The organism is Parasphingopyxis marina, assembly GCF_014237875.1.
Classification (GTDB): Bacteria; Pseudomonadota; Alphaproteobacteria; order Sphingomonadales; family Sphingomonadaceae; genus Parasphingopyxis; species Parasphingopyxis marina.
Genome location: NZ_JACJVJ010000002.1, coordinates 527,557 through 547,305, shown reverse-complemented (window position 1 = coordinate 547,305; position 19,749 = coordinate 527,557). Strand labels below are relative to the sequence as shown.

The window sequence follows — 19,749 nt, the reverse complement described above, 5'->3', positions numbered from 1 at the left end:
ACGAATGCCTAAATCGATCCCGTGAAAGCCGACCGACCAGACGATCCCAGGGGCGCGAACCGCTTCAACGAGGAAAAGGCCACCTACGCCCTGCGCGGCACGGGACAGCCCGATCTCGATGCCGGCGTCGCTGCGATCCGCGATACCGTGAAGACCTTGCCCGCGCGGCCCGGCGTCTACCGGATGCTCGATGCGCGCGGCGATGTTCTGTATGTCGGCAAGGCGGCGACCCTGAAGAACCGCGTCCCGAACTACACCCAGGTCCAGCAGCTGCCGAGGCGGCTCCAGCGCATGGTCGCCCAGACCCGCGCGATGACGATCGTCACGACCGAGACCGAGGCCGAGGCGTTGCTGCTCGAAGCGCAGCTCATCAAGCGTTTCCGGCCCGCTTACAACGTGCTTCTGCGCGACGACAAAAGCTTCCCCTTCATCCTGCTGCGCGAGGATCATGACTATCCCCGGATCATGAAGCATCGCGGCGCGCGCAAGGCGAAGGGGCAATATTACGGGCCGTTTGCCAGCGCCGGATCGGTCAACCGCACGATCAATGCGCTGCAGAAGATGTTCCTGCTGCGAAGCTGCTCGGACAGCTTTTTCGCCAATCGCTCGCGGCCTTGCCTGCTCTACCAGATCCGCCGATGTTCGGGTCCGTGCGTCGAGCGGATCGACGCGGCCGGCTATGACGAGCTGGTCGAAGACGCGAAAGCGTTCCTGTCGGGCAAAAGCATCAAGATCCAACAGAAGCTGGGCGCGCAGATGGAAAAGGCGGCCGAGGATCTCGATTTCGAGATGGCCGCCGTCTACCGCGATCGGCTGAAGGCATTGACCTTCATCCAGGGCAGCCAGGCGATCACCGCCCAGGGCGTGTCCGACGCGGACGTGTTTGCGCTGGCCGAGAAGGCCGGGACGGTCGGCATCCAGGCCTTTTTCATTCGCGGCGGCCAGAATTGGGGGCATCGCGCTTTCTTCCCGGCGCACACGAAAGACGTGCCGGTGGAGGAGGCGCTGCAGGCGTTCCTCATGCAGTTCTACGAGGAGGTGCCGCCGCCCCGGCTCGTGCTGCTCGATCGCGAACTGCCCGAAGCCGAACTGCTGGAGGAGGCGCTGGCCGAGCGGGCGGACCGCAAGGTGACGCTGAAAATCCCGCAGCGCGGCGACCAGCGCAAATTGCTGGAACAGGCGAAGCGCAACGCCAGCGAAGCGCTGGACCGGCGGATGGCCGAAAGCTCCAGCCAGGCCAAGGTGCTGCGCGAAATGGCGGAGCTGTTCGAGCTCGACGATCTGCCCGACCGGATCGAGATCTATGACAACAGCCATGTCCAGGGTACCAATGCGGTCGGCGCGATGGTCGTCGCCGGGCCCGAGGGTTTCCGCAAATCCAATTATCGCAAATTCAACATCAAGAATCCGGACACGGCGCCGGGGGACGATTTCGCGATGATGCGCGAGGTGTTCCAGCGCCGCTTCGCCCGCGCGGAGAAAGAAGATCCGGACCGCAGCCGCGGCGAATGGCCTGATCTCGTGCTGATCGACGGCGGCAAGGGGCAGGTGAGCGCGGCGGTCGAGGCGCTGGAGGAAGCGGGCATCGCCGATGTCGCGCTGATCGGCATTTCGAAAGGGCCGGACCGCAATGCCGGGCGCGAGCATTTCCATTTTCCCGACGGGCGGGAGCAGATGCTGCCGCATAACAGCGCGCTGCTGTTCTATCTCCAGCGGCTGCGCGACGAGGCGCACCGCTTTGCGATCGGCGCGCACCGGCAGAAACGGGCGAAAGCCATGGGCACCAGCCCGCTCGACGATATTCCGGGGATCGGGCCGGCGCGAAAGCGCGCGCTGCTGCTGCATTTCGGCACCGCCAAGGCGGTAAAAGCCGCGGGATTGGCCGATCTGGAACGGGTTCCGGGGGTTTCCGGGGCGATGGCAAGGAATATTTACGATTATTTTCATGCCAGTGGGTAAAGCCTTCGCATGGGGACGCGGGCACTTATTACCGTCGATACCGAGCTCACCTGGCGCCATCACTGGGCCGGGCGGGGCTGGGCCGACAATTATGCGCGCAGCGTGGAGCCGGCGGCCGTCGGGCTCAGCTACCAGCTCAAGCAGCTCGCCCGCCATCGCCTGAAGGGCGTGTTCTTCGTCGATCCGATGCCGGCGGTGCTGTTCGGGCTCGAGCCGGTCAAACGCATGGTCGATACGGTGCTGATGGCCGGGCAGGAGGTGCAGCTCCATATCCATCCGATGTGGGACGAAGCCTCCCGCCACGGCGTGATCGGCGACGATGCCGATTTCGAACTGACGGGTTTCGACCGCGAGGGCCAGCGGCGGCTGATCGAACAGGCGCGCACCATCCTCGTCGAAGCCGGCGCCCCGGAGCCGATCGCCTTCCGCTCGGGCAGCTATGCGGTGAATGCCGATACGCTGCACGCTCTGGCCGATCTCGGCATCCGCTACGACAGCAGCCATAATGGCTGCGCCGCGCCCTGGCCGAGCGCGCTCGGGCTCGATGCCGAATGGGTCACGCCGGTCAAGCAGCATGGCGTGATCGAGGTGCCGGTTTCCCAAATGAGCCAGCCGGGCGGCGCGCTCCGCCATATGCAGATTTGCGCGGTGACCCTGGGCGAGATGAAGGCCGGGCTCGATTTCGCGGTCGTCAACGATCATCCGGTGTTTACGATCGTCAGCCACAGTTTCGAGCTGGCGACGCGCGACGGCCGCCGCGCCAACAAGATCGCCAAGCGGCGCTTCGATGGGCTGTGCGCCTATCTGGCCGAGCGCCGCGACGAAGCCCCGACCGCGCATTTCGCGGATCTCGGCGACCTGTGCCTCAAGACCGAGGGCGAACCCGCCAGCGTTTCGCCGGTTCGGGTCGCGCACCGCATGGCCGAACAGCTCTGGTCCAACATGGTCGAAGAGCGGGGCTGAGCGGCGCGGGGCACGCCTGCCGTTTTCCGGTCGCCGGGCGGATCGGCCGCTAGCCGATTTCCCCTTCCAGCTCGGCGAACAGGTCCGGGATATTGGTCAGCCGATCGCGTTCTTCCTCGATCACCGCGCGAAAGGCGCGGCGCTTGAATTCGGCGACCCTGCCGGGCGCGAGCCTTTTGCCCTCGGGGATGGTCGAAACGATAATGTCGATCAGCCGCTCGGCGCCGTGCAACCGGCCCCAGAGATAGTCGTTCTCGCGATAGACCCGGCTGAAAAAGGCGCCGAAGCTGTTGAACTCGATCCCCTTGAGCGTGGCCTCGACGCCGCCCTCGCGGATCGACTGCGCGTCCTCCGGCGCGATCCGGTCCACCTTGATCGGATCGAATTCGTCGAGCCCTTCGCCCTGCAGCAGCGGCAAGGTGGCGATGTCGTAAAAGGGAAAGCCGAGATAGGCGAACAGCATCGTCCGCCGTTCGGGTTTGGGCAGCGCCGCCAGCGCTTCGGCGAGGCGCTGTTCGGCACGGGTATCGGCGGATTTGAGGTCGCGCGCCTTGGCCAGCGCGGACAGCGCGGCGGCGGGATCGGCGATCGTCTGCCCGGCGAGCGCCGCGATTTCGGGCGCATAGAATTCGATCCGCTCGCGTTCCAGATAGTCGCCCAGCGTATCATAGACCGCGTCGCGCGCCGCGTTCAGGCTGTCGGCATCGCATTCGCCCAGCTCCTCGATCTGGGAAAGCCGGCGCAGCATGAAGCGCAACCGGCGCACGCGGAACAGCAGGTCATGGTCGCGGAAAAAGGCGATCGCCGCATCGCTGGCCCCGGTGGCCGACAGCGCGTCGGGATCGTTGAGGCCGAGCACGCGGACTTCGCCCCACAGGGCGCGCCGCAGCGCCATATCGTCGTCGCCCTTATGCCCCGCGAGCGTGGTCAGCATCTGCGCAATTTCGTCGACGATGCCGGAAAGCTTGAGCTGTCCGTATGACGCATAGGCATAGCCGGCTTCCGCCGCGGCGAAATTCTGCGCCTTGCTGCGCCAGGCCGCGAGCCGCTGGGGCGTCGGCTTGTCGAGGAAAAAGGTGCGCCCGAAATCGCTTTCTATCGCGGCTTCCACCTGCGGGCGGATTGCGTCGACGATCCGCCGCAGCCGCCGGATGCGCCGCGAGCGCGCTTCGATCGCCTCCAGATTGTCGCGGATCGGCTGTTCGCGGGGGATGTCGGAAAGCGCGCCGAAGATCGTGCGGAAGAAGCCGGGCACCGCGTCATTCTCGCTACCCATGCGGATGCTGCGCACGCCCGGCTTGGGATCGATATAGACGAACCGGCGATCGACCTCGCGATGGGCGGGCCGATCCCGTAGCGCATCGACGGCCGGGCCGAAGGGCGCGTTGGCGAGTACCGATCCGTCGATCAGCGCGGTCGTTTCCGCGGTGCCCGCCGCATAGTGGCGCGGCAGGACGCGCTTCAGAAAGGCGTCGCGGCCCGGCCAGGCTATGCCGCGTTCTTCGAGAACCCCGTCAAGCTCCCCGACCGTGAAGGGCGGGAAGGCGCCCGGGAAGCTGGCCGTCGCGCGCGCGGCGAAGGTCAGTTCGGCGGTCGCGCCCAGTTCGCGCGGTTCCGCGCCATGATCGGTGAAGGGCAGGGTCAGCCGGTGTTCGGTCTCGACGATCGCTGCCGGGCTGTTGAGGCGCAGCCCTTGCGGGTGGCCATGAAAATCCGTCACCGTTACGAACAGGTCGAGCGGCTGGCCCTCGGGCAGGAGCGGCTTTTCGGCGGGCAGCGCGTCCATCGCCTCGAACGCGTCGAGGATCAGCCTGACAAAGCCCTTGCCGCCAAAGGGCGGCTGGAACCATTTGGATCGCACGAAACGCGACAATTTGGCGCTGACTTCTTGCTGCGCTTCGGGCGCCACCGTGGTCTCGACCGGCCCGCCGGTGCGGCGGGCCACCGCCCAGGCGATCGGCGTCGCCCAGAATTTGGTGAAGCGCGACACCGGCCGCTTGTCGGGCGCAAGCAGCACATCGACATCGGCGCGTTCGAGCCACAAATCGGTAAGCGGCTCGAGCGATTTCCCGCTCGCTATCGCCTGCGCCAGGAAAACGCCGTTGATGCCGCCGGCACTGGCGCCCGCGATGATATCGACGAGCACACGCAGCTTCACCCCGGTTTCCGCCTCGATGGCGGCGAGCAACTCGCGATAGACGCGCTGCGATGTGGTGGCTGGCGTTAGCGCATCATGGAAAGCGCGGCTGGCGCGGGCGAGGCGCCAGATCTCCTTGGTGATGCCGTGCATGTAGATGGCGAGGCTGATGCCGCCATAACAGACAAGGGCGAGGCGCAGTTCCTTCTCCCGCATGGCAGGAGGCGATGGCAGGCGGCGGCGATTTTGTCGAGCGTAGCGCGGTTCAGAGTGCGCGATGAACCGGAAGATAAAGGCGCACGGTTGTGCCGATGCCGGGTTCGGATTCGATCTGCACATCGCCGCCCGATTGCTTGGCGAAGCCGTATATCATCGACAGGCCGAGCCCGGTTCCCTTGCCGACCGTCTTGGTCGTGAAGAACGGCTCGAACGCGCGTGCCTTGGCCTCCTCGTCCATACCATGGCCGGTATCGACGGCTGAAATAAGCGCATAGTCGCCCGGCGCGAGTTCGGCTGAGTCGCCTTCTTCGATCGTCACCGGTTCGGTGCGGATCCACAATTCGCCGCCATCGGGCATCGCGTCGCGCGAGTTGAAGGCAAGGTTGAGCAGGACATTTTCAAGCTGATGATCGTCGACGAACAACGGGGCTATACCCGTGCCGGGATCGGCCCGGAACACGATATTCTCGCCGATGGTCCGTTCGATCATATCCGCGAGATCGGCGATCAGCAGGTTGACGTCGAGCGCCTTGGGTTCGAGCGGCTGGCGCCGTGAAAAGGCCAGCAGCCGCTGGGTCAGCGATGCGGCCTTTTTGGCCGCGGCGTCGATGCTGCCCAGATGGCGCGTTACCTTTTCGTCCTCGATATCGCCCAGTCGAAGGTCGAGAAGCTGAAGGCTGCCGAGGATGACGGTCAGCAGGTTGTTGAAATCATGCGCGATGCCGCCGGTCAGCTGGCCGACCGCTTCCATCTTCTGCGCCTGGCGCAGCGCGGCCTCGGCGGCCTGGCGCTCGGCCATCGCCTGTTCGACGCGCGATTCGAGAGTTTCGTTCAGCAGCGCAAGGCCGGCCTCGGCGGCATGGCGCGCAGTATCGTCGCGGATCGTGAGCGATCCGCCGATCTGCTTGCCGCTCTTGTCGTAGATCGGCTTGGCGGTGCCGATCGCGATCACTTCGCTGCCGTCCGGGCGGCGGATCAGCCAGCGTTCGTCGATCACGGTCTCGCCGCTGAGCACGCTGCGCGAAAGGGGCAATTTATGGGGTGGGTAGGGATCGCCATCGATCGTGAACAGGCTATAGGCTTCGGAATAGGCATCGGGATTGACGCTCAGTTCCCGGATGCCGTGGAGCCGGACCGCCGCTTCGTTGATGAAGGTGATCTGGCCTTCCGCATTGGTGACGATCACGCCTTCGCCGAGCTGGTCGAGCACGGTGGCATATTCGGCTTCGCTGAGAATGGTGTCGCCGGGCGAGATTTTGAGCTGGCGCTCGGTCTTTTCGCGCCGGGCGGAATAGATCGACATAGCCGACCAGCGATTGACGCGGCCCTCGGAATCGAAACTGGGCACGGCTTTCAGCGCCCATTCCTGCCAGTCGCTGTTGATCGAGCGGAGGCGGTGGGAATGGGTGAAAACGCGGCGTTCGGCCTCGGCCAGTTGCCAGGCCTCGATCGTCGGCTCGGCATCGTCCGGGTGGATCGCGTTGATCCAGCCATGTTCGGTATAGTCTTCGGGGCCCTGGCCGGTCAGCAGCTTCCAGCCCGGTTGTTCGCCATGCATTTCGAAATCGCGACCCAGCGACCATATAATCGCGCGCGAACCCATATCGCCCGCGACGGGACTGCCGTCGGGATCGCGGCTGTGAAGATTCCGTTCAGAGCTCAAATCGACCAAATATCCGCGCCTTCAATGCGATCCGCAGCGGCGGTTCGCTCGTGTCCGGCGCTTATGGACAATCGTACCTAATTAAGCGTTAAAGTCGGACCATTCTGGCACGAAAATTAACGATCAGGAAGTACCGAACGGCACGATGCGGTTCGCCGCGTCATGGCCGATATCGGCCTCGCCGAGCCAGGCGATGCCGGAAACCCCGCACCAATGGCGGACGACCTCTTCCGCAGTCATCCCGAAATCGGTTTCGTTTTCGGGGATGTCGCTGCACCGGCCGAGCCGGATTCCGGCGATTTTCCGGATATCGGGATTGGCGGTGATATGGTGCATGGCCCGGTCTATCCGATACATATATTCGGAGACCTCCTCGAGCATCAGGACATGGTTTTCGAGGTCCGGCTGGAGCGGCGTGCCGATGATCTGGCTGAGCGAGATCATGTTGAAGGCCGCCGCCGGCCGGCCATCGGCCAGGCTCGGCTCCAGCGTCGCGGGATCGCGCTCGATCAGCCAGCGCAGCGCGCGCTCGATCGCGGCTTCGCCGTCCGTGCGCCAGATATCCTGGCACATCGGGCCATGGGCGACGCGGCAGCCGGCCTTGTAGAGCCCCGCCAGCAGCACGCCGGCATCGCTATAGCCCAGATACTGTTTGGCCTTCGCCGCCGGCTCCAGCTTCGCCAGCACGGTCTCGGCGATCCGGCAGGCGCCATAGCCGCCGCGCGCGAACCACAGCGCGTCGATATCGGGATCGTTGGCGATGGCGAGAAAGGCTTCGGCGCGCGCGGCGTCGTCGCCGGCGAAATGATTGTGGCGCAGGAAGCTGTTCGGATGGACGACGAGCGCGGGCGGGTTTTCCGGATAGAGCGCGGCCGCCAGCGCCTCGACGCGTTCGGCGGTGTCCCGTTCGAACGGGGAGCTTGTGGCGACGATGCCGATCCGCGCCCTTTTATCCGCCACCATATCGCCCTTCCGAATTGAAAAACCGCGCCGCTCCCCATAGCGAGGCGCGATGGACAACGACAAATCCTATTTCTTCTGCGGGATCGGCGGCAGCGGGATGCTGCCGCTGGCGAGCATCCTGCGCGGCCGCGGCTTTACGGTGAAGGGTTCCGATCGCGCGCTCGACCAGGGGCGGACGGGCGCGAAATTCGATTGGCTGCGTGCCCAGGGCATCGCTCTTTTTCCCCAGGATGGGAGCGGATTAACCGATACAAACCAGATACTTGTGGCGTCCGCGGCGGTCGAGGACACGATCCCTGACGTCATGGCGTCACACAAGCTTGCCCTTGATCGGCTCACCCGGCCCGAACTTTTATCCGAACTTTTCAACGGCGCAGCCTGCGGCATCGGCGTCGCCGGAACGTCGGGCAAATCGACGGTGACCGGGATGATCGGCTGGATCCTCCACGCATGCGGCCGCGATCCGACGGTGATGAACGGCGCGGTGATGAAGAATTTCATCGCCGACGACACGCCTTTCGCCAGCGCGCTGGTGGGGCAGGGCGATGCGTTCGTTTCCGAAATCGACGAGAGCGACGGATCGATCGCCCTTTATGCGCCCGATATTGCCGTGCTCAACAATGTCTCGCTCGATCACAAGTCGATGGAGGAGTTGCGGTCGCTGTTCGGCGATTTTCTGGCGAAAGCGGGCCGGGCCATCGTCAATCTCGACGATGCCGAGAGCGCGGCCCTGGCGAGCGCGATTCCGGACGAGAAATTAACCGGTTTCGGGATCGAGAATGACGCGGCGGACCTGACGGCCACGAATATCGTGGAAGCGCCGCTTTCGGTCGCTTTCGATCTTGCCGAACGGGCGTCGGGCGATGGCGCCCATGTCGAGCTCGCGGTTCCCGGACGGCACAATGTCTCCAATGCGCTTGCAGCCATTGCCGTCGCCCGGGCCTGCGGTATCGGGCTGGCCGAAGCGGCCGCGGCAATCGGCCGTTTTCTGGGCTTGCGCCGCCGTTTCGAGATTGTCGGTACGGCCGGCGGCGCAACCGTGATCGACGATTTCGGCCATAACCCGGACAAGATTGCCGCGACCTTGAAAACCCTCCACGCTTTTTCCGGCAGGCTGCTGATCTTCTTCCAGCCGCATGGCTACGGTCCGCTCAAGAAAATGGGCGCCGAACTTGCCGCGTGCTTTATCGAGAATATGTCTGAAGAAGACTGTCTAATCCTCTGTGATCCCGTCTATTTTGGTGGAACGACGGATAAAAGCGTCGGCAGCGATGCGATTGTCGAAAATGTCGCCAAAGCGGGCCGACATGCTGAGCATATCCCCGATCGCGCCGCCTGCGGCGCCCGGCTCGCCGCCCTCGCACAGGACGGGGATCGCATCATCGTGATGGGCGCGCGGGACGACACGCTGTCCACCTTTGCCGCCGACATCCTTGCCGCCGTCGCGCGCGGATAAACCCTCTAGTATTCCCCTTTTGTTCTCGTTATGGGAAGGCCATGGCGAAACCCCAGAAACGCTATGTCTGTCAGGCCTGCGGTGCGGTGGCGTCGAAATGGCAGGGCCAGTGTGGCGATTGCGGCGAGTGGAACACGCTGGTCGAGGATGCCCGCGCGGTCGTCACGCCGTTCCAGAAAAAGCATAACCTGCAATCGGGCGGCGCGACCCTGTCGCTGGTCGGCCTCGATGCCGATGTGCCGCTGCCCGATCGCATGGAAACCGGCATCCCCGAGCTCGACCGCGCCATCGGCGGCGGCTTCGTCACCGGATCGGCGACATTGCTCGGTGGCGATCCTGGCATCGGCAAATCGACGCTGTTGTTGCAGGCTGCGGCCCGGCTTGCTTCGGCGGGCCGGGAGATCGCCTATATTTCGGGTGAGGAGGCGGCCGACCAGATTCGGCTGCGCGCGCGGCGGCTGGGGCTGGGCGATGCGCCGATCAAGCTCGCTGCGGCAACCTCGGTCCGCGATATCCTGACGACCCTAAGCGAAAGCGCGCCGCCCGCGCTTCTCGTCATCGATTCGATCCAGACCATGCATTCGGACCTGATCGAGGGCGCGCCCGGCACGGTGAGCCAAGTGCGCGCTTCGGCGCAGGAACTGATCCGCTTCGCCAAGGAACGCGGCACGGCGCTGGTGCTGGTGGGCCATGTCACCAAGGACGGCTCGATCGCCGGCCCCCGCGTGCTCGAACATATGGTCGATACCGTGCTCTCCTTCGAGGGCGAGCGCAGCCATCAGTACCGCATTTTGCGTGCGATCAAGAACCGCTTCGGCGGCACCGACGAGATCGGCGTCTTCTCGATGGCCGAAGGCGGGCTGGAAGAGGTTTCCAACCCCTCGATGCTGTTCCTGACCCAGCGCGAGGAATCGGTGGCGGGCGCGGTCGTGTTTCCGGCGCTCGAAGGCACGCGGCCCGTGCTGGTGGAGATTCAGGCGCTGGTCGTGCGGCTTGCGAGCGGCGCGACGCCGCGCCGCGCGGTGGTTGGCTGGGACTCCGGACGACTGGCGATGATCCTTGCCGTTCTGGAGGCGCGCTGCGGGCTCAGCTTCTCGACATCGGAAGTCTATCTCAACGTCGCTGGCGGTTATCGCGTCGCCGATCCCGCCGCCGATCTTGCGGTGGCGGCGGCGCTCGTTTCGGCGCTTGCCGAGCAGCCGATCGCGGCGGATAGCGTGGCGTTCGGTGAAATTTCGCTTTCCGGCGAAGTGCGCAGCGTTGCCCATGCGCCGATGCGGCTACGCGAAGCGACGAAACTGGGATTTTCCAAGGCCTTGCTGCCCGCTGCTGTCGACACGCGGGAATCGGGGATCACGCTCGCCGGCTTTTCCACGCTGCGCGGATTGGTTGACCATTTGCTGGGCCGCGCCTAGCGGGCGAATATGACGGCGCTCGATGCGATAGTTTTGATTCTGGTCGGCGGCGGCGCGATCCTCGGCGCGATGCGGGGTTTTACCTATGAGGTGATGACCCTGCTGGCCTGGGTGATAGGCGTCCTCGCGCTGCGGCTTCTCTACGAACCCTTTAACACCGTGATTGGGGGCTTTGTCGGCGCGCAGGGCGCCGCGCCGGTGCTTAGCTTCGCGATCATCTTCGGCGTCTTCTTTTTCGCGAGCCGGTTTGCCGGGCGGCGGCTGGGTATCGGCGTGCGCGAATCCTTTATCGGGCCGATCGACCGCATCCTTGGTTTCGGGTTCGGCGCGCTCAAGGGCCTGATCGCAATTACACTCGTCTTCCTGCTCGCCAATCTCGCCATGGATATCGCCTATGGCGGCGGGTCTGACCGGCCCGACTGGATGCGGGAATCGCGCACCTATCCGCTGCTCAACGCCAGCGGCCGGGCGATTGTCGATTTCGTAGAGATGCGGAAGGAAACCGGTGAAGAGGAGCCGTCGGCCTGATCCTCGCGTTGATTGGTCGAACGGCGCTGGCCTGATCCTCGGCCGCCCCTAGGCTGACATGCGAACGGGGGGCTGCCATGATCCGACATTCCACGCCTTGCATTTTCGCGCTCGCCGCCATGCTTTCGCTGTTTCCCGCCGCGGCGCAGGAGGCGGAACAGCCACCCGCTCCGCCAGCCCAGCCTGGCTGCGAGGGTTTGGCCTATCGCGCTTTCGATTTCTGGATCGGAGATTGGGAGGTCCGCACGCCTGACGGGCAACTCGCGGGCACCAATTCGATCCAGCCGATCAACGGCGGTTGCGCGCTGCTCGAACGCTATTCGCAGGGCGGTAATCCAGCCGGCCAGTCCTATAATTTCTACGATCCGGTCCGCGAGATCTGGACCCAGCTCTGGCTCAGCCCCGGCGTGATTATCCGCATCGAGGGCCCGATCGCCGAGCCCGGTACGCTGACCCTGGCCGGGACCATCACCTACACCAACCAACCCGCGCCGCGGGCCTTTACCGGGCGCTGGACGCTGCAGGAGGACGGCACGGTGCTCCAGGAATTCTGGGAACAGGATCCCGGGAGCGGCGAATGGACGAACTGGTTCACTGGCATTTACATAAGAAGCGACTAAATCGAACGGCATGTCCGCCGCACTCTATAATGCCGAGATACTTCGTCTCGCGACCGAGATACCGCACCGCACGCGGCTCGATGCGCCGCAGGCCAGCGTCGAGAAGCGTTCGCCGGTTTGCGGCAGCCGGGTGACGGTCGATGTGACGATGGGCGCGGATGGCCGGATCGCGGCGCTGGGGCAGGAGGTACGCGCCTGCGCGCTGGGCCAGGCTTCCGCTTCGCTGATGGGCCGCAACGCCGTCGGGCGGACGGCCGGCGAGCTCGCGGTGGCGCGCGATGCACTGGCCGAATTTCTCGCCGGTGATCGCGACGACGCGGGCGATTGGCCGGGGCTCGAAATCTTCGCGCCCGCCATTCCGCACAAGGCGCGCCATGCTTCGATCCGTCTTGCCTTCGAGGCTGTGGCCGAGGCCGCCGCAATGGCCCGGCAAACCGCATGATGGAGCAGGCCGTGGAGGCGACGACACAGTCGGCTGCGGACCACGGCTCGACCGGCATTCTGATGTTCGACGGCTTCGTGCTCCTGGGCGCGGCGCTGCTGTTCGTGCTCCTGTTCCGCAAGCTCGGGCTCGGTGCCGTGCTGGGTTACCTGATCGCCGGTATCGCCGTGGGCCCGTTCGGTCTCGGCTTTGTCGAGGACCCGGAGGCGATGCTGGCGGTGGCCGAAATCGGCATCGTGCTGCTGCTGTTTCTCGTCGGGCTGGAGCTCGCGCCGCGCCGACTGTGGCGGCTGCGCAAGGATATTTTCGGATTTGGGCTGTTGCAGGTAGTGCTGTGCGGGCTCGCCATTTCCGCGCTGATTTACGGCGTAACCGGCTTCTCCTGGGGGGCCGCGCTGGCGCTCGGCCTGCCGCTCGGCCTCTCGTCGACCGCGCAGGTGTTGCCGTTGCTCCAGTCGCGCGGACGGCTCAACACACCGGCGGGCGAGCGCGCCTTTTCGATTCTGCTGTTCCAGGACCTGTCGATCGTGCCGCTGTTGACGGTGGTGGCGGCGCTTTCGCGCGCGCCCGCCGATCCCGGGGCGCCGCCGGGCTGGCTGCTTGCGATCTACGCAGTCGTGGCGGTTGTCGGGCTGGTTCTTGCCGGCCGCTATCTTCTCAACCCGATGCTGAAGCTGGTGGGCCGTATCGCCGAGCGCGAACTGTTCATCGTCGCGGGCCTGTTCACGGTCTGCATGGCCGCCGCGGTGATGGACGCGCTCGGGCTGTCCATGGCGCTCGGCGCGTTCGTAGCGGGGGTCATGCTCGCCGATTCACCCTATCGGCACGAGCTGGAGGCGGATGTGGACCCGTTCCGCTCGCTGTTGCTCGGCCTGTTTTTCCTCGCCGTCGGCATGATGCTCGATGTCGATGCGATCCTGTCCAATCCGCTGTTCATCATCGCCATGGCCGCCGCGCTCGTCGCCGTAAAAGTCATCATCATCTTCGGTCTCGCCAAGGCCTTCGGGACGAGCACGCGGGCCGCCTTCGTGCTCGGCCTGCTGCTCAGCCAGGGCGGCGAGTTCGCTTTCGTCCTGTTCGCGGAGGCGCAGCGCGCATTGCTGATCGCCGAGCAGGCGGCGAGCCAGTTCGGCGCGGTCGTCACCCTGTCGATGGCGACGACCCCGTTCCTGATGGCGCTGGGCCGCCGGTTCGGCGGCGTCCAGCAGCAAAGCGCGGACCGCGACGATCTGGACGGGCCGGAGGCGGCGAGCGATTCCAATGTCATCGTCGTTGGCCATGGCCGTTTCGGCCAGGTCGTCGCGCAGATCATGGCGGCGGCGAATCTTTCGGTGACCCTGATCGATTCCAACCCGGACCAGATCGACGTCAGCCGCGAATATGGCCGCACCGTCTATTATGGCGATGGCACGCGGCTCGATCTGCTGCGGCTTGCCGGGGCGGATCAGGCGGCGGCGCTGTTCTTCTGCCTCGATGGCACGACGCTCGATACGAGCGCGCTCGAACCGATCGTCGAAGCCTTTCCCGATGCGCGCATCTTCGTTCGCGCCTATGACCGGCGGCACGAACTGGCGCTGAAAGGGATCGAGGTCGACGGCATCGTGCGCGAGGTTTTCGAATCCGCGATCGTCATGGCCCATCGGGGGATGCTCGCGATGGAGCTGGAAGACGAGCTTATCGAGCGGGTCGAGGAAGAGTTTCGCGATCGGGATACGCGACGGCTGGAGGCGCAGCACGAAGCCGGGGACCTTCATGCCGGGTCCGAGCATAGTTTCGGGATAGCGGCGTCACGGCCGATGGACTAGCGCGCTTCCCCATCGAGGAACGCCGCGACGTCGGCGAGGTCGACGTCCTTGGCCAGGAAGGTTTCGCCGATTCCGCGAGCGAGCAGGAAGGGCAGCGTGCCGCCCTCCATCTTCTTGTCATGGAGCATATGCCGGGTCAGCGTCGCCCCGTCCGCGGCAACGCCTGCCGAGGCAAGACCGTGCGGGAGGCCGGCGGCCTCGATATGGGCGGAGACGCGCTCGGCATCGGTATCGCTGCAAAGCCCGCGCCGCGCGGAATAGCGGAAGGCAAGCGCCATGCCCGCCGCCACCGCTTCGCCATGGAGCAGGGTGTCGGAAAAGCCGGTTTCGGCTTCCAGCGCGTGGCCGAAAGTGTGGCCGAGATTGAGCAGCGCGCGGCGGCCGGTGCGTTCGGTCTCGTCCTCGCCCACGATCCGCGCCTTGGATTCCACGCTGCGGCGGATCGCTTCGGTCTGGGCCGCGCGGTCGCCGCCGAGCAGCAGGGCGCCATTCGCTTCGCACCAGGCGAAGAAATCGGCATCGTCGATCAGCCCATATTTGACGACCTCGGCATAGCCCGCGCGCATTTCGCGCGGCGGCAGCGTAGCGAGGACGGAGGGATCGATCAGCACGAGCGCGGGCTGATGGAAGGCGCCGATCAGGTTTTTCCCCGCCCGGCTGTTGATCGCGGTCTTGCCGCCCACCGAGCTATCGACCTGCGCCAGCAACGTCGTCGGGATCTGTACGAAGCCGCATCCGCGCTTGAGGATCGCCGCGGCAAAGCCGGTGAGATCGCCGATCACGCCGCCGCCCAGCGCGACGATATGGTCGCCGCGTTCGATGCCAAGGCCGAGCAGCGCGTCCGTGAGTGTTTCAAGCTTTTCCCAGCTTTTCGTCGCTTCGCCCGGCGGCAATATGATGGGGTTCGGCATTTTGCCGCCCGTGAGCAGCGCGGCGTTCAGCCTTTCGAGATGGTCGCGCGCAACATTCTCGTCGGTGACGATGGCGACGCGTTCGCCGCGGAGGAACGGCGCGAGCACGTCCATTGCCCGGTCCAGCAGGCCGTCTTCTATCCGGATATCGTAACTGCGCGCGCCGAGCGCGACGGGAACGGTGGTCATTTCGCGAGTGCCTCTAAAATCCGTTCGACGGTTTCCTCATGCGCGCCGTCATTGCTGCGGACATGAATCTGCGCCTGTTCGTAAAAGGGCCGGCGTTTCTCGGCGAGTTCGCTGAGCACCATATGGGGATCGGTATCCCTGAGCAGCGGCCGTGTGTTGCGGCGGGACACCCGTTCGGTCAGCACGGCGATATCGGCGTCGAGCCACACCGCGATCGCCTCTTTGAGGATAAGCTCGCGGGTTTCCTGCTGGACGAAGGCGCCGCCGCCGGTGGCGATCACCTTTACCGCGCCGTCGATCAGTCGCGCGATCACCCGCCGTTCGCCGTCGCGGAAATAATCTTCGCCGTAATTCTCGAACAGTTCGCCGACCGTCATGCCCGATGCCTTTTCGATTTCGTCGTCGGAATCGATGAAAGGCAGGCCCAATCGGGTGGCGAGCCGCCGCCCGATGGTCGATTTGCCGACACCCATCAGCCCGACCAGCACGACCGGCTTGTCGATATGCGATCGCGTGGCGGCAGGTGCCGGGCTATGTTCGGATGGGCTATGCGTCATGGCGATTGGTGTATAGACAGGGCTTTCATTCGCAGCAAAAGCCCAATTGAGGGTGCAATGAAGGTTTTCCCGTTTTATGTCGCGTAAGTCCGTACTCTGGCTCGTCATTCTCGTGGGTTTGGCGCTTTTCATCTACTATCTTTCCACGATAGATACCGCCGTCGAACCTCAGACAATCGAAGAACCCGTCCCGGATGAAGCGCTGGAAAACTAAATCCCTGATCATTACGCTGGGTGTCGGGGCGAGCGTGAGCGCGCTCGTGCTGCCCGCATTCGGCCAGGATTCACCCGAATCGCTGCTCCCCCCGGGATTCAACGATCCTGTGCCGCCGGCACCGCCTCCGCCACCCCCGCCGCCATCTTCTCCCACGGCGCCGACCCGGCCCGGACCCACGGCTTCGCTGCCGCCGCCGTCATCCGATCCCGATCGGCTTGGCGGGGAAGGGGATATAGACGAATTCGATCTCGCCGAACTCGAATTCGAGGACATTCCGCCCGAATATGAACTGCCGCCCCAGGCGCGGCGTTCGCTGGAATTTGTCGGTCCGCTCGGCCCGAACAATGGCGGTTATGGACGCGCGGCGTTCGGCGATGCCGATGGCCGCTATCTCGAAGCGCTGATGCGTTCGCTCGATGCGCCGGTCGCATCGCGCTGGATGCATATCAGCCTAAGGCGGGCGGTTCTTTCCAATGTGCCGACACCGCGCGGTGTCGTCGCGCCCGATTGGGTGGCCGAACGCGCATGGCTGCTGCTGCGGATGGGCGAGGTCGATGGCGCACGGATGCTCGTCCAGCGTGTCGACAGCGTCCGATTCACGCCCAAGCTGTACGCGGTGGCGATGCAGACCGGGCTCGCCTCGGCCGATCTTGCGACCTTCTGCCCGCTGGTGACGGGCGCGCGCCGCAGCGCCGATTCGCCGGCCTGGGTGATGGCCGAGGGCATCTGCGCCGGGCTGGGCGGCGAAAGCGCCCGCGCCGCCGCCGAAATGGGCGAGGTCCGACGCCGGGGAATCACCAACGGTTTCGATATTCTGCTTGCCGAACGCGCGGCCAATGCCGGCTCAAATCCGGTCGAGATCGACTGGACCAATGTCGAGCGGTTGAACGCCTGGCGCTTCGGCCTCGCCAACGCGACCGACGAGGATATTCCCGACGAACTCTACGCGACGGCGGGCCGCCAGGTTGCCGCATGGCGCGCGCGCGCGCCCTTTATCGCGCTGGCCGATCGGGTGGCGCCGGCGCGCGACGCTGCGGTGATCGGCGTGTTTTCGAGCCAGTCGCTGGTGTCGATGTACAGCGCGCTGCTCACCGATCTCGATCCCGCGGCGATACCGGGCTCGACGACCGATTTGTTGCGCACCGCGTACGTCCAGCCCGATGAAGGCGAGCGGGTCGGCGCGATGCAGACGCTCTGGGCCGGGGACGAGGGGCTCGATCCCCGTTATGCCGGCCTCATTCTCACCGCGCGCGCCGCCGCCCGGATCGAGCCGAGCGACCGCTTTGCCGATAGCGCCGACGAACTGATCGCCTCCATGCTGACGGCGGGGCTCGATCTGCAGGCCGTGCGCTGGGCCGCCGTGGTCGAGGACAGCGACAATGCAGACGCTTGGGCGCTGCTTGCCGTGGCCGCGCCCGAACAGGTCGTGGATACCGATCTCGGCCGGGTCGAAGACTATGCCGAAAACGCCGGCGCCGCCGGTCGCCATCGGGCGGAGCTTCTTGCCGCTGCGCTAGCCGGGCTCGGCCGGATCGATGCCGACGGAGCAGATCGATCCTTCGGCCTGCGGCTCGGCGAACGCAACGTCTGGACGCGGCAGCTCGACCGGGTCGCCCAGCAGCGCCGCGTCGGCATGGTCGCCGTGCTCGCGGCGATCGGGATGCAATCGTCGAGCTGGGACGGAATCCCCCCGCGCCACCTCTACCATATCGTGCGAGCATTCCGGCTGGCCGGCCGTGAACCCGAAGCCCGGATGATCGCCGCCGAAGCCGTTACCCGCGCCTGATCGATGGCCGTTTCGCGCGTCGATCAGCCCGCAGGCGAGGATGCCCGGCTGATTGCGCTTTTTCTCGAAATGCTGGCTGCCGAAGCCGGGGCCGCGCGCAACACGCTGGCGGCTTATGAGACCGATTTGCGCAAGGCCTCGGCCGAATTGCAGGGTGGGCTGGCGTCGGCCGATCGCGCGGGGTTGGAGCGTCTAGGCGAAAGCTGGGCCGATCTTGCCCGGACGACGGTGGCCCGCAAGGCGGCGGCGCTCCGGCGCTTTTTCGGGTTCCTCGCCGAGGAAGGGCTGCGCGCGGACGATCCTTCGCCGGCACTGCCGCGCCCGCCCGCAGGGCGCCCGCTCCCGAAAACGTTGAGCCATGCCGATATCGAACGGATGTTCGAAACGCTGGACCGGGAGGCGGCTTTGGAAAAACCGTTGGCGATCCGCCTGCTCGCGCTGGTCGAACTGCTCTACGGATCGGGGATGCGAGCGAGCGAACTGGTTTCCCTTTCGCGAGAGACCATCCGCCAAGGCTCGCCCTTCCTGATTCTCCGGGGCAAGGGAGGGCGCGAGCGGCTGGTGCCGATATCGGATCGCGCGCTCGCTGCGGTCGAGCGCTGGCGCTCTCATGTGCCGGCCGACAGCCGCTGGCTGTTCCCGTCGGGCAAGGCGCATCTGAGCCGCGTCCGGCTGTACCAGCTGGTCAAGGAACTCGCCGCGCGCTCGGGAATTCCGCCGGAGCGGGTCAGTCCCCATGTGTTGCGTCACGCCTTCGCGACGCACCTGCTGGAGGGCGGCGCAGATCTGCGCACTTTGCAGACCTTGCTCGGCCATGCGGACATCGCCACGACACAGATTTACACGCATGTCGACAGCGCCCGGCTCGTCGCGCTGGTTAACGCCCGACATCCCCTCGTTGACGTGCCCCGCAGGGGAGCTTAACGGCCCGGGTATGCAGCAATTTCTGGATTTTGAAAAACCGATCGCCGACCTGCAATCGCGTGTCGCAGAACTGCGCGATACCGCCGATACCGGGTCGATGGATATCGAGAAGGAAGTCAGCCGGCTCGAGGCCAAGTCGGAGAAAATGCTCCGCGATACCTATGAGCGGCTTACGCCCTGGCAGAAGACGCAGGTCGCCCGTCATCCGGATCGCCCGCACTTCAAGGACTTCGTAGCCGGCTTTGTCGACGATTTTACGCCGCTCGCCGGCGATCGCGCCTTTTCGGACGATCTTGCCATTATCGGTGGCTTCGGCCAGATCGATGGGCGCAAGGTGATGGTGATCGGCCATGAAAAGGGCGACGACACCTCCAGCCGTCTCAGGCATAATTTCGGAATGGCCAAGCCCGAAGGCTATCGCAAGGCGATCCGCCTGATGAACCTGGCGAACCGTTTCAAACTGCCGATTGTGACCCTGGTCGATACGCCCGGCGCTTTTCCCGGCATCCAGGCCGAGGAGCGCGCCCAGGCCGAAGCCATCGCCCGTTCGACCGAAACATGCCTGCAGGTGAAGGTGCCGATCATTGCCGCAATCACCGGCGAAGGCGGATCGGGCGGCGCCATCGCGCTGTCGAGCGCGAACACGGTGCTGATGTTCGAGCACGCCATCTATTCGGTGATTTCCCCCGAAGGCTGCGCGTCTATCCTGTGGCGCACGGCCGACAAGGCCGCCGACGCCGCCGAGGCGATGAAGGTCAATGCCGGCGATCTCAAAAAGCTTGGGGTAATCGACCGCGTTGTGCCGGAACCGGTCGGCGGCGCCCATCGCGACCCCGCCGCCGCGATCGGGATGCTGGGCAAAGCGATCCGCGAGGAACTCGGCAAGCTCAGCCAGATGTCCGGAGACAAGCTGCGCCAGAAGCGCCGCGACAAGTTTCTCGATATGGGGAAATAGCCGGCGCCTCGGCGGTTCTTTGCAGACATGCGGAACGAAT

Annotated in this window: 16 protein-coding genes; 11 read left to right on the top strand and 5 right to left on the bottom strand. The window is 65.3% G+C overall.

All coding sequences use genetic code 11. From position 1 onward, the window contains the following. Nucleotides 1-21 precede the first annotated feature (21 nt). Entirely contained in the window at nucleotides 22-1,959 is a 1,938-nt protein-coding gene (gene uvrC, locus H6P80_RS11365) for an excinuclease ABC subunit UvrC (RefSeq protein ID WP_185801488.1), read from the top strand. Between the two features lie 9 nt (nucleotides 1,960-1,968). Next, nucleotides 1,969-2,922: a polysaccharide deacetylase family protein gene (locus H6P80_RS11360; protein ID WP_185801487.1), complete on the top strand. Its 954-nt coding sequence runs from the start codon at nucleotides 1,969-1,971 to the stop codon at nucleotides 2,920-2,922. Nucleotides 2,923-2,971: 49 nt separating this feature from the next. On the opposite strand, the gene H6P80_RS11355 is transcribed toward H6P80_RS11360, so the two are convergent. The 3 genes from H6P80_RS11355 to H6P80_RS11345 all read right to left on the bottom strand — a co-directional run bounded on the left by H6P80_RS11355 (nucleotide 2,972) and on the right by H6P80_RS11345 (nucleotide 7,901). Next, the gene (locus tag H6P80_RS11355; RefSeq protein WP_185801486.1) at nucleotides 2,972-5,275 is read right to left on the bottom strand and encodes a patatin-like protein; all 2,304 of its coding nucleotides are present in this window, start codon (nucleotides 5,273-5,275) and stop codon (nucleotides 2,972-2,974) included. A 49-nt stretch (nucleotides 5,276-5,324) separates the two neighbouring features. Continuing rightward, on the bottom strand, nucleotides 5,325-6,950 hold the full coding sequence (locus H6P80_RS11350; RefSeq protein ID WP_185801485.1) for a hybrid sensor histidine kinase/response regulator: 1,626 nt from the start codon (nucleotides 6,948-6,950) through the stop codon (nucleotides 5,325-5,327). Nucleotides 6,951-7,064: 114 nt separating this feature from the next. Beyond that, nucleotides 7,065-7,901, bottom strand: a complete 837-nt coding sequence (locus H6P80_RS11345; RefSeq protein ID WP_328804997.1) for an LD-carboxypeptidase — start codon at nucleotides 7,899-7,901, stop codon at nucleotides 7,065-7,067. A 52-nt stretch (nucleotides 7,902-7,953) separates the two neighbouring features. On the opposite strand from H6P80_RS11345, the gene H6P80_RS11340 reads away from it, so the two are divergent. From H6P80_RS11340 to H6P80_RS11315, 6 genes are all read left to right on the top strand, one after another. After that, nucleotides 7,954-9,360, top strand: a complete 1,407-nt coding sequence (locus H6P80_RS11340) for a Mur ligase family protein (protein ID WP_185801483.1) — start codon at nucleotides 7,954-7,956, stop codon at nucleotides 9,358-9,360. A 41-nt stretch (nucleotides 9,361-9,401) separates the two neighbouring features. Beyond that, a complete protein-coding gene (radA, locus tag H6P80_RS11335; RefSeq protein WP_185801482.1) occupies nucleotides 9,402-10,775 on the top strand; it encodes a DNA repair protein RadA in 1,374 nt (457 codons plus the stop codon). 9 nt (nucleotides 10,776-10,784) lie between these two features. After that, nucleotides 10,785-11,303 (top strand): CvpA family protein, encoded by a 519-nt coding sequence (locus H6P80_RS11330; RefSeq protein ID WP_185801481.1) that lies wholly within the window; start codon nucleotides 10,785-10,787, stop codon nucleotides 11,301-11,303. A gap of 77 nt (nucleotides 11,304-11,380) precedes the next feature. Then, entirely contained in the window at nucleotides 11,381-11,923 is a 543-nt protein-coding gene (locus tag H6P80_RS11325) for a hypothetical protein (protein ID WP_185801480.1), read from the top strand. A 10-nt stretch (nucleotides 11,924-11,933) separates the two neighbouring features. Further along, complete coding sequence (locus tag H6P80_RS11320; protein ID WP_185801479.1) at nucleotides 11,934-12,365, top strand: iron-sulfur cluster assembly scaffold protein; 432 nt, start codon at nucleotides 11,934-11,936, stop codon at nucleotides 12,363-12,365. Between the two features lie 62 nt (nucleotides 12,366-12,427). Further along, nucleotides 12,428-14,170 carry a monovalent cation:proton antiporter-2 (CPA2) family protein gene (locus tag H6P80_RS11315; protein WP_235973927.1) on the top strand — a complete coding sequence of 581 codons (1,743 nt, stop codon included), beginning with the start codon at nucleotides 12,428-12,430 and terminating at the stop codon, nucleotides 14,168-14,170. On the opposite strand, the gene aroB is transcribed toward H6P80_RS11315, so the two are convergent. Both aroB and H6P80_RS11305 read right to left on the bottom strand, forming a co-directional pair. Further along, nucleotides 14,167-15,270, bottom strand: a complete 1,104-nt coding sequence (aroB, locus tag H6P80_RS11310; RefSeq protein WP_185801478.1) for a 3-dehydroquinate synthase — start codon at nucleotides 15,268-15,270, stop codon at nucleotides 14,167-14,169. The two genes, H6P80_RS11315 and aroB, sit on opposite strands and share 4 nt — an antisense overlap. Continuing rightward, nucleotides 15,267-15,827: a shikimate kinase gene (locus H6P80_RS11305; RefSeq protein WP_185801477.1), complete on the bottom strand. Its 561-nt coding sequence runs from the start codon at nucleotides 15,825-15,827 to the stop codon at nucleotides 15,267-15,269. Before H6P80_RS11305 ends, aroB begins: the two co-directional genes overlap by 4 nt. Nucleotides 15,828-16,021: 194 nt before the next feature. Here H6P80_RS11305 and H6P80_RS11300 point away from each other — a divergent pair, with 194 nt between their 5' ends. Genes H6P80_RS11300 through H6P80_RS11290 form a run of 3 tightly spaced genes read left to right on the top strand, consistent with a single transcriptional unit; the run spans nucleotide 16,022 to nucleotide 19,709 of the window. Continuing rightward, nucleotides 16,022-17,830, top strand: a complete 1,809-nt coding sequence (locus tag H6P80_RS11300) for a hypothetical protein (protein WP_185801476.1) — start codon at nucleotides 16,022-16,024, stop codon at nucleotides 17,828-17,830. A gap of 3 nt (nucleotides 17,831-17,833) precedes the next feature. Continuing rightward, entirely contained in the window at nucleotides 17,834-18,754 is a 921-nt protein-coding gene (locus H6P80_RS11295) for a tyrosine recombinase (RefSeq protein ID WP_185801475.1), read from the top strand. Between the two features lie 10 nt (nucleotides 18,755-18,764). Further along, the gene (locus H6P80_RS11290; RefSeq protein WP_185801474.1) at nucleotides 18,765-19,709 is read left to right on the top strand and encodes an acetyl-CoA carboxylase carboxyltransferase subunit alpha; all 945 of its coding nucleotides are present in this window, start codon (nucleotides 18,765-18,767) and stop codon (nucleotides 19,707-19,709) included. Nucleotides 19,710-19,749 lie beyond the last annotated feature (40 nt).

Bases quoted from the DNA above. Each gene is read 5' to 3' on its own strand.
- H6P80_RS11360 (WP_185801487.1), top strand. From the start codon at position 1,969: ATGGGGACGCGGGCACTTATTACCGTCGATACCGAGCTCACCTGGCGC.
- H6P80_RS11355 (WP_185801486.1), bottom strand. From the start codon at position 5,275: ATGCGGGAGAAGGAACTGCGCCTCGCCCTTGTCTGTTATGGCGGCATC.
- H6P80_RS11340 (WP_185801483.1), top strand. From the start codon at position 7,954: ATGGACAACGACAAATCCTATTTCTTCTGCGGGATCGGCGGCAGCGGG.
- radA (WP_185801482.1), top strand. From the start codon at position 9,402: ATGGCGAAACCCCAGAAACGCTATGTCTGTCAGGCCTGCGGTGCGGTG.
- H6P80_RS11330 (WP_185801481.1), top strand. From the start codon at position 10,785: ATGACGGCGCTCGATGCGATAGTTTTGATTCTGGTCGGCGGCGGCGCG.
- H6P80_RS11325 (WP_185801480.1), top strand. From the start codon at position 11,381: ATGATCCGACATTCCACGCCTTGCATTTTCGCGCTCGCCGCCATGCTT.
- H6P80_RS11320 (WP_185801479.1), top strand. From the start codon at position 11,934: ATGTCCGCCGCACTCTATAATGCCGAGATACTTCGTCTCGCGACCGAG.
- H6P80_RS11315 (WP_235973927.1), top strand. From the start codon at position 12,428: ATGTTCGACGGCTTCGTGCTCCTGGGCGCGGCGCTGCTGTTCGTGCTC.
- aroB (WP_185801478.1), bottom strand. From the start codon at position 15,270: ATGACCACCGTTCCCGTCGCGCTCGGCGCGCGCAGTTACGATATCCGG.
- H6P80_RS11305 (WP_185801477.1), bottom strand. From the start codon at position 15,827: ATGACGCATAGCCCATCCGAACATAGCCCGGCACCTGCCGCCACGCGA.
- H6P80_RS11300 (WP_185801476.1), top strand. From the start codon at position 16,022: ATGAAGCGCTGGAAAACTAAATCCCTGATCATTACGCTGGGTGTCGGG.
- H6P80_RS11295 (WP_185801475.1), top strand. From the start codon at position 17,834: ATGGCCGTTTCGCGCGTCGATCAGCCCGCAGGCGAGGATGCCCGGCTG.
- H6P80_RS11290 (WP_185801474.1), top strand. From the start codon at position 18,765: ATGCAGCAATTTCTGGATTTTGAAAAACCGATCGCCGACCTGCAATCG.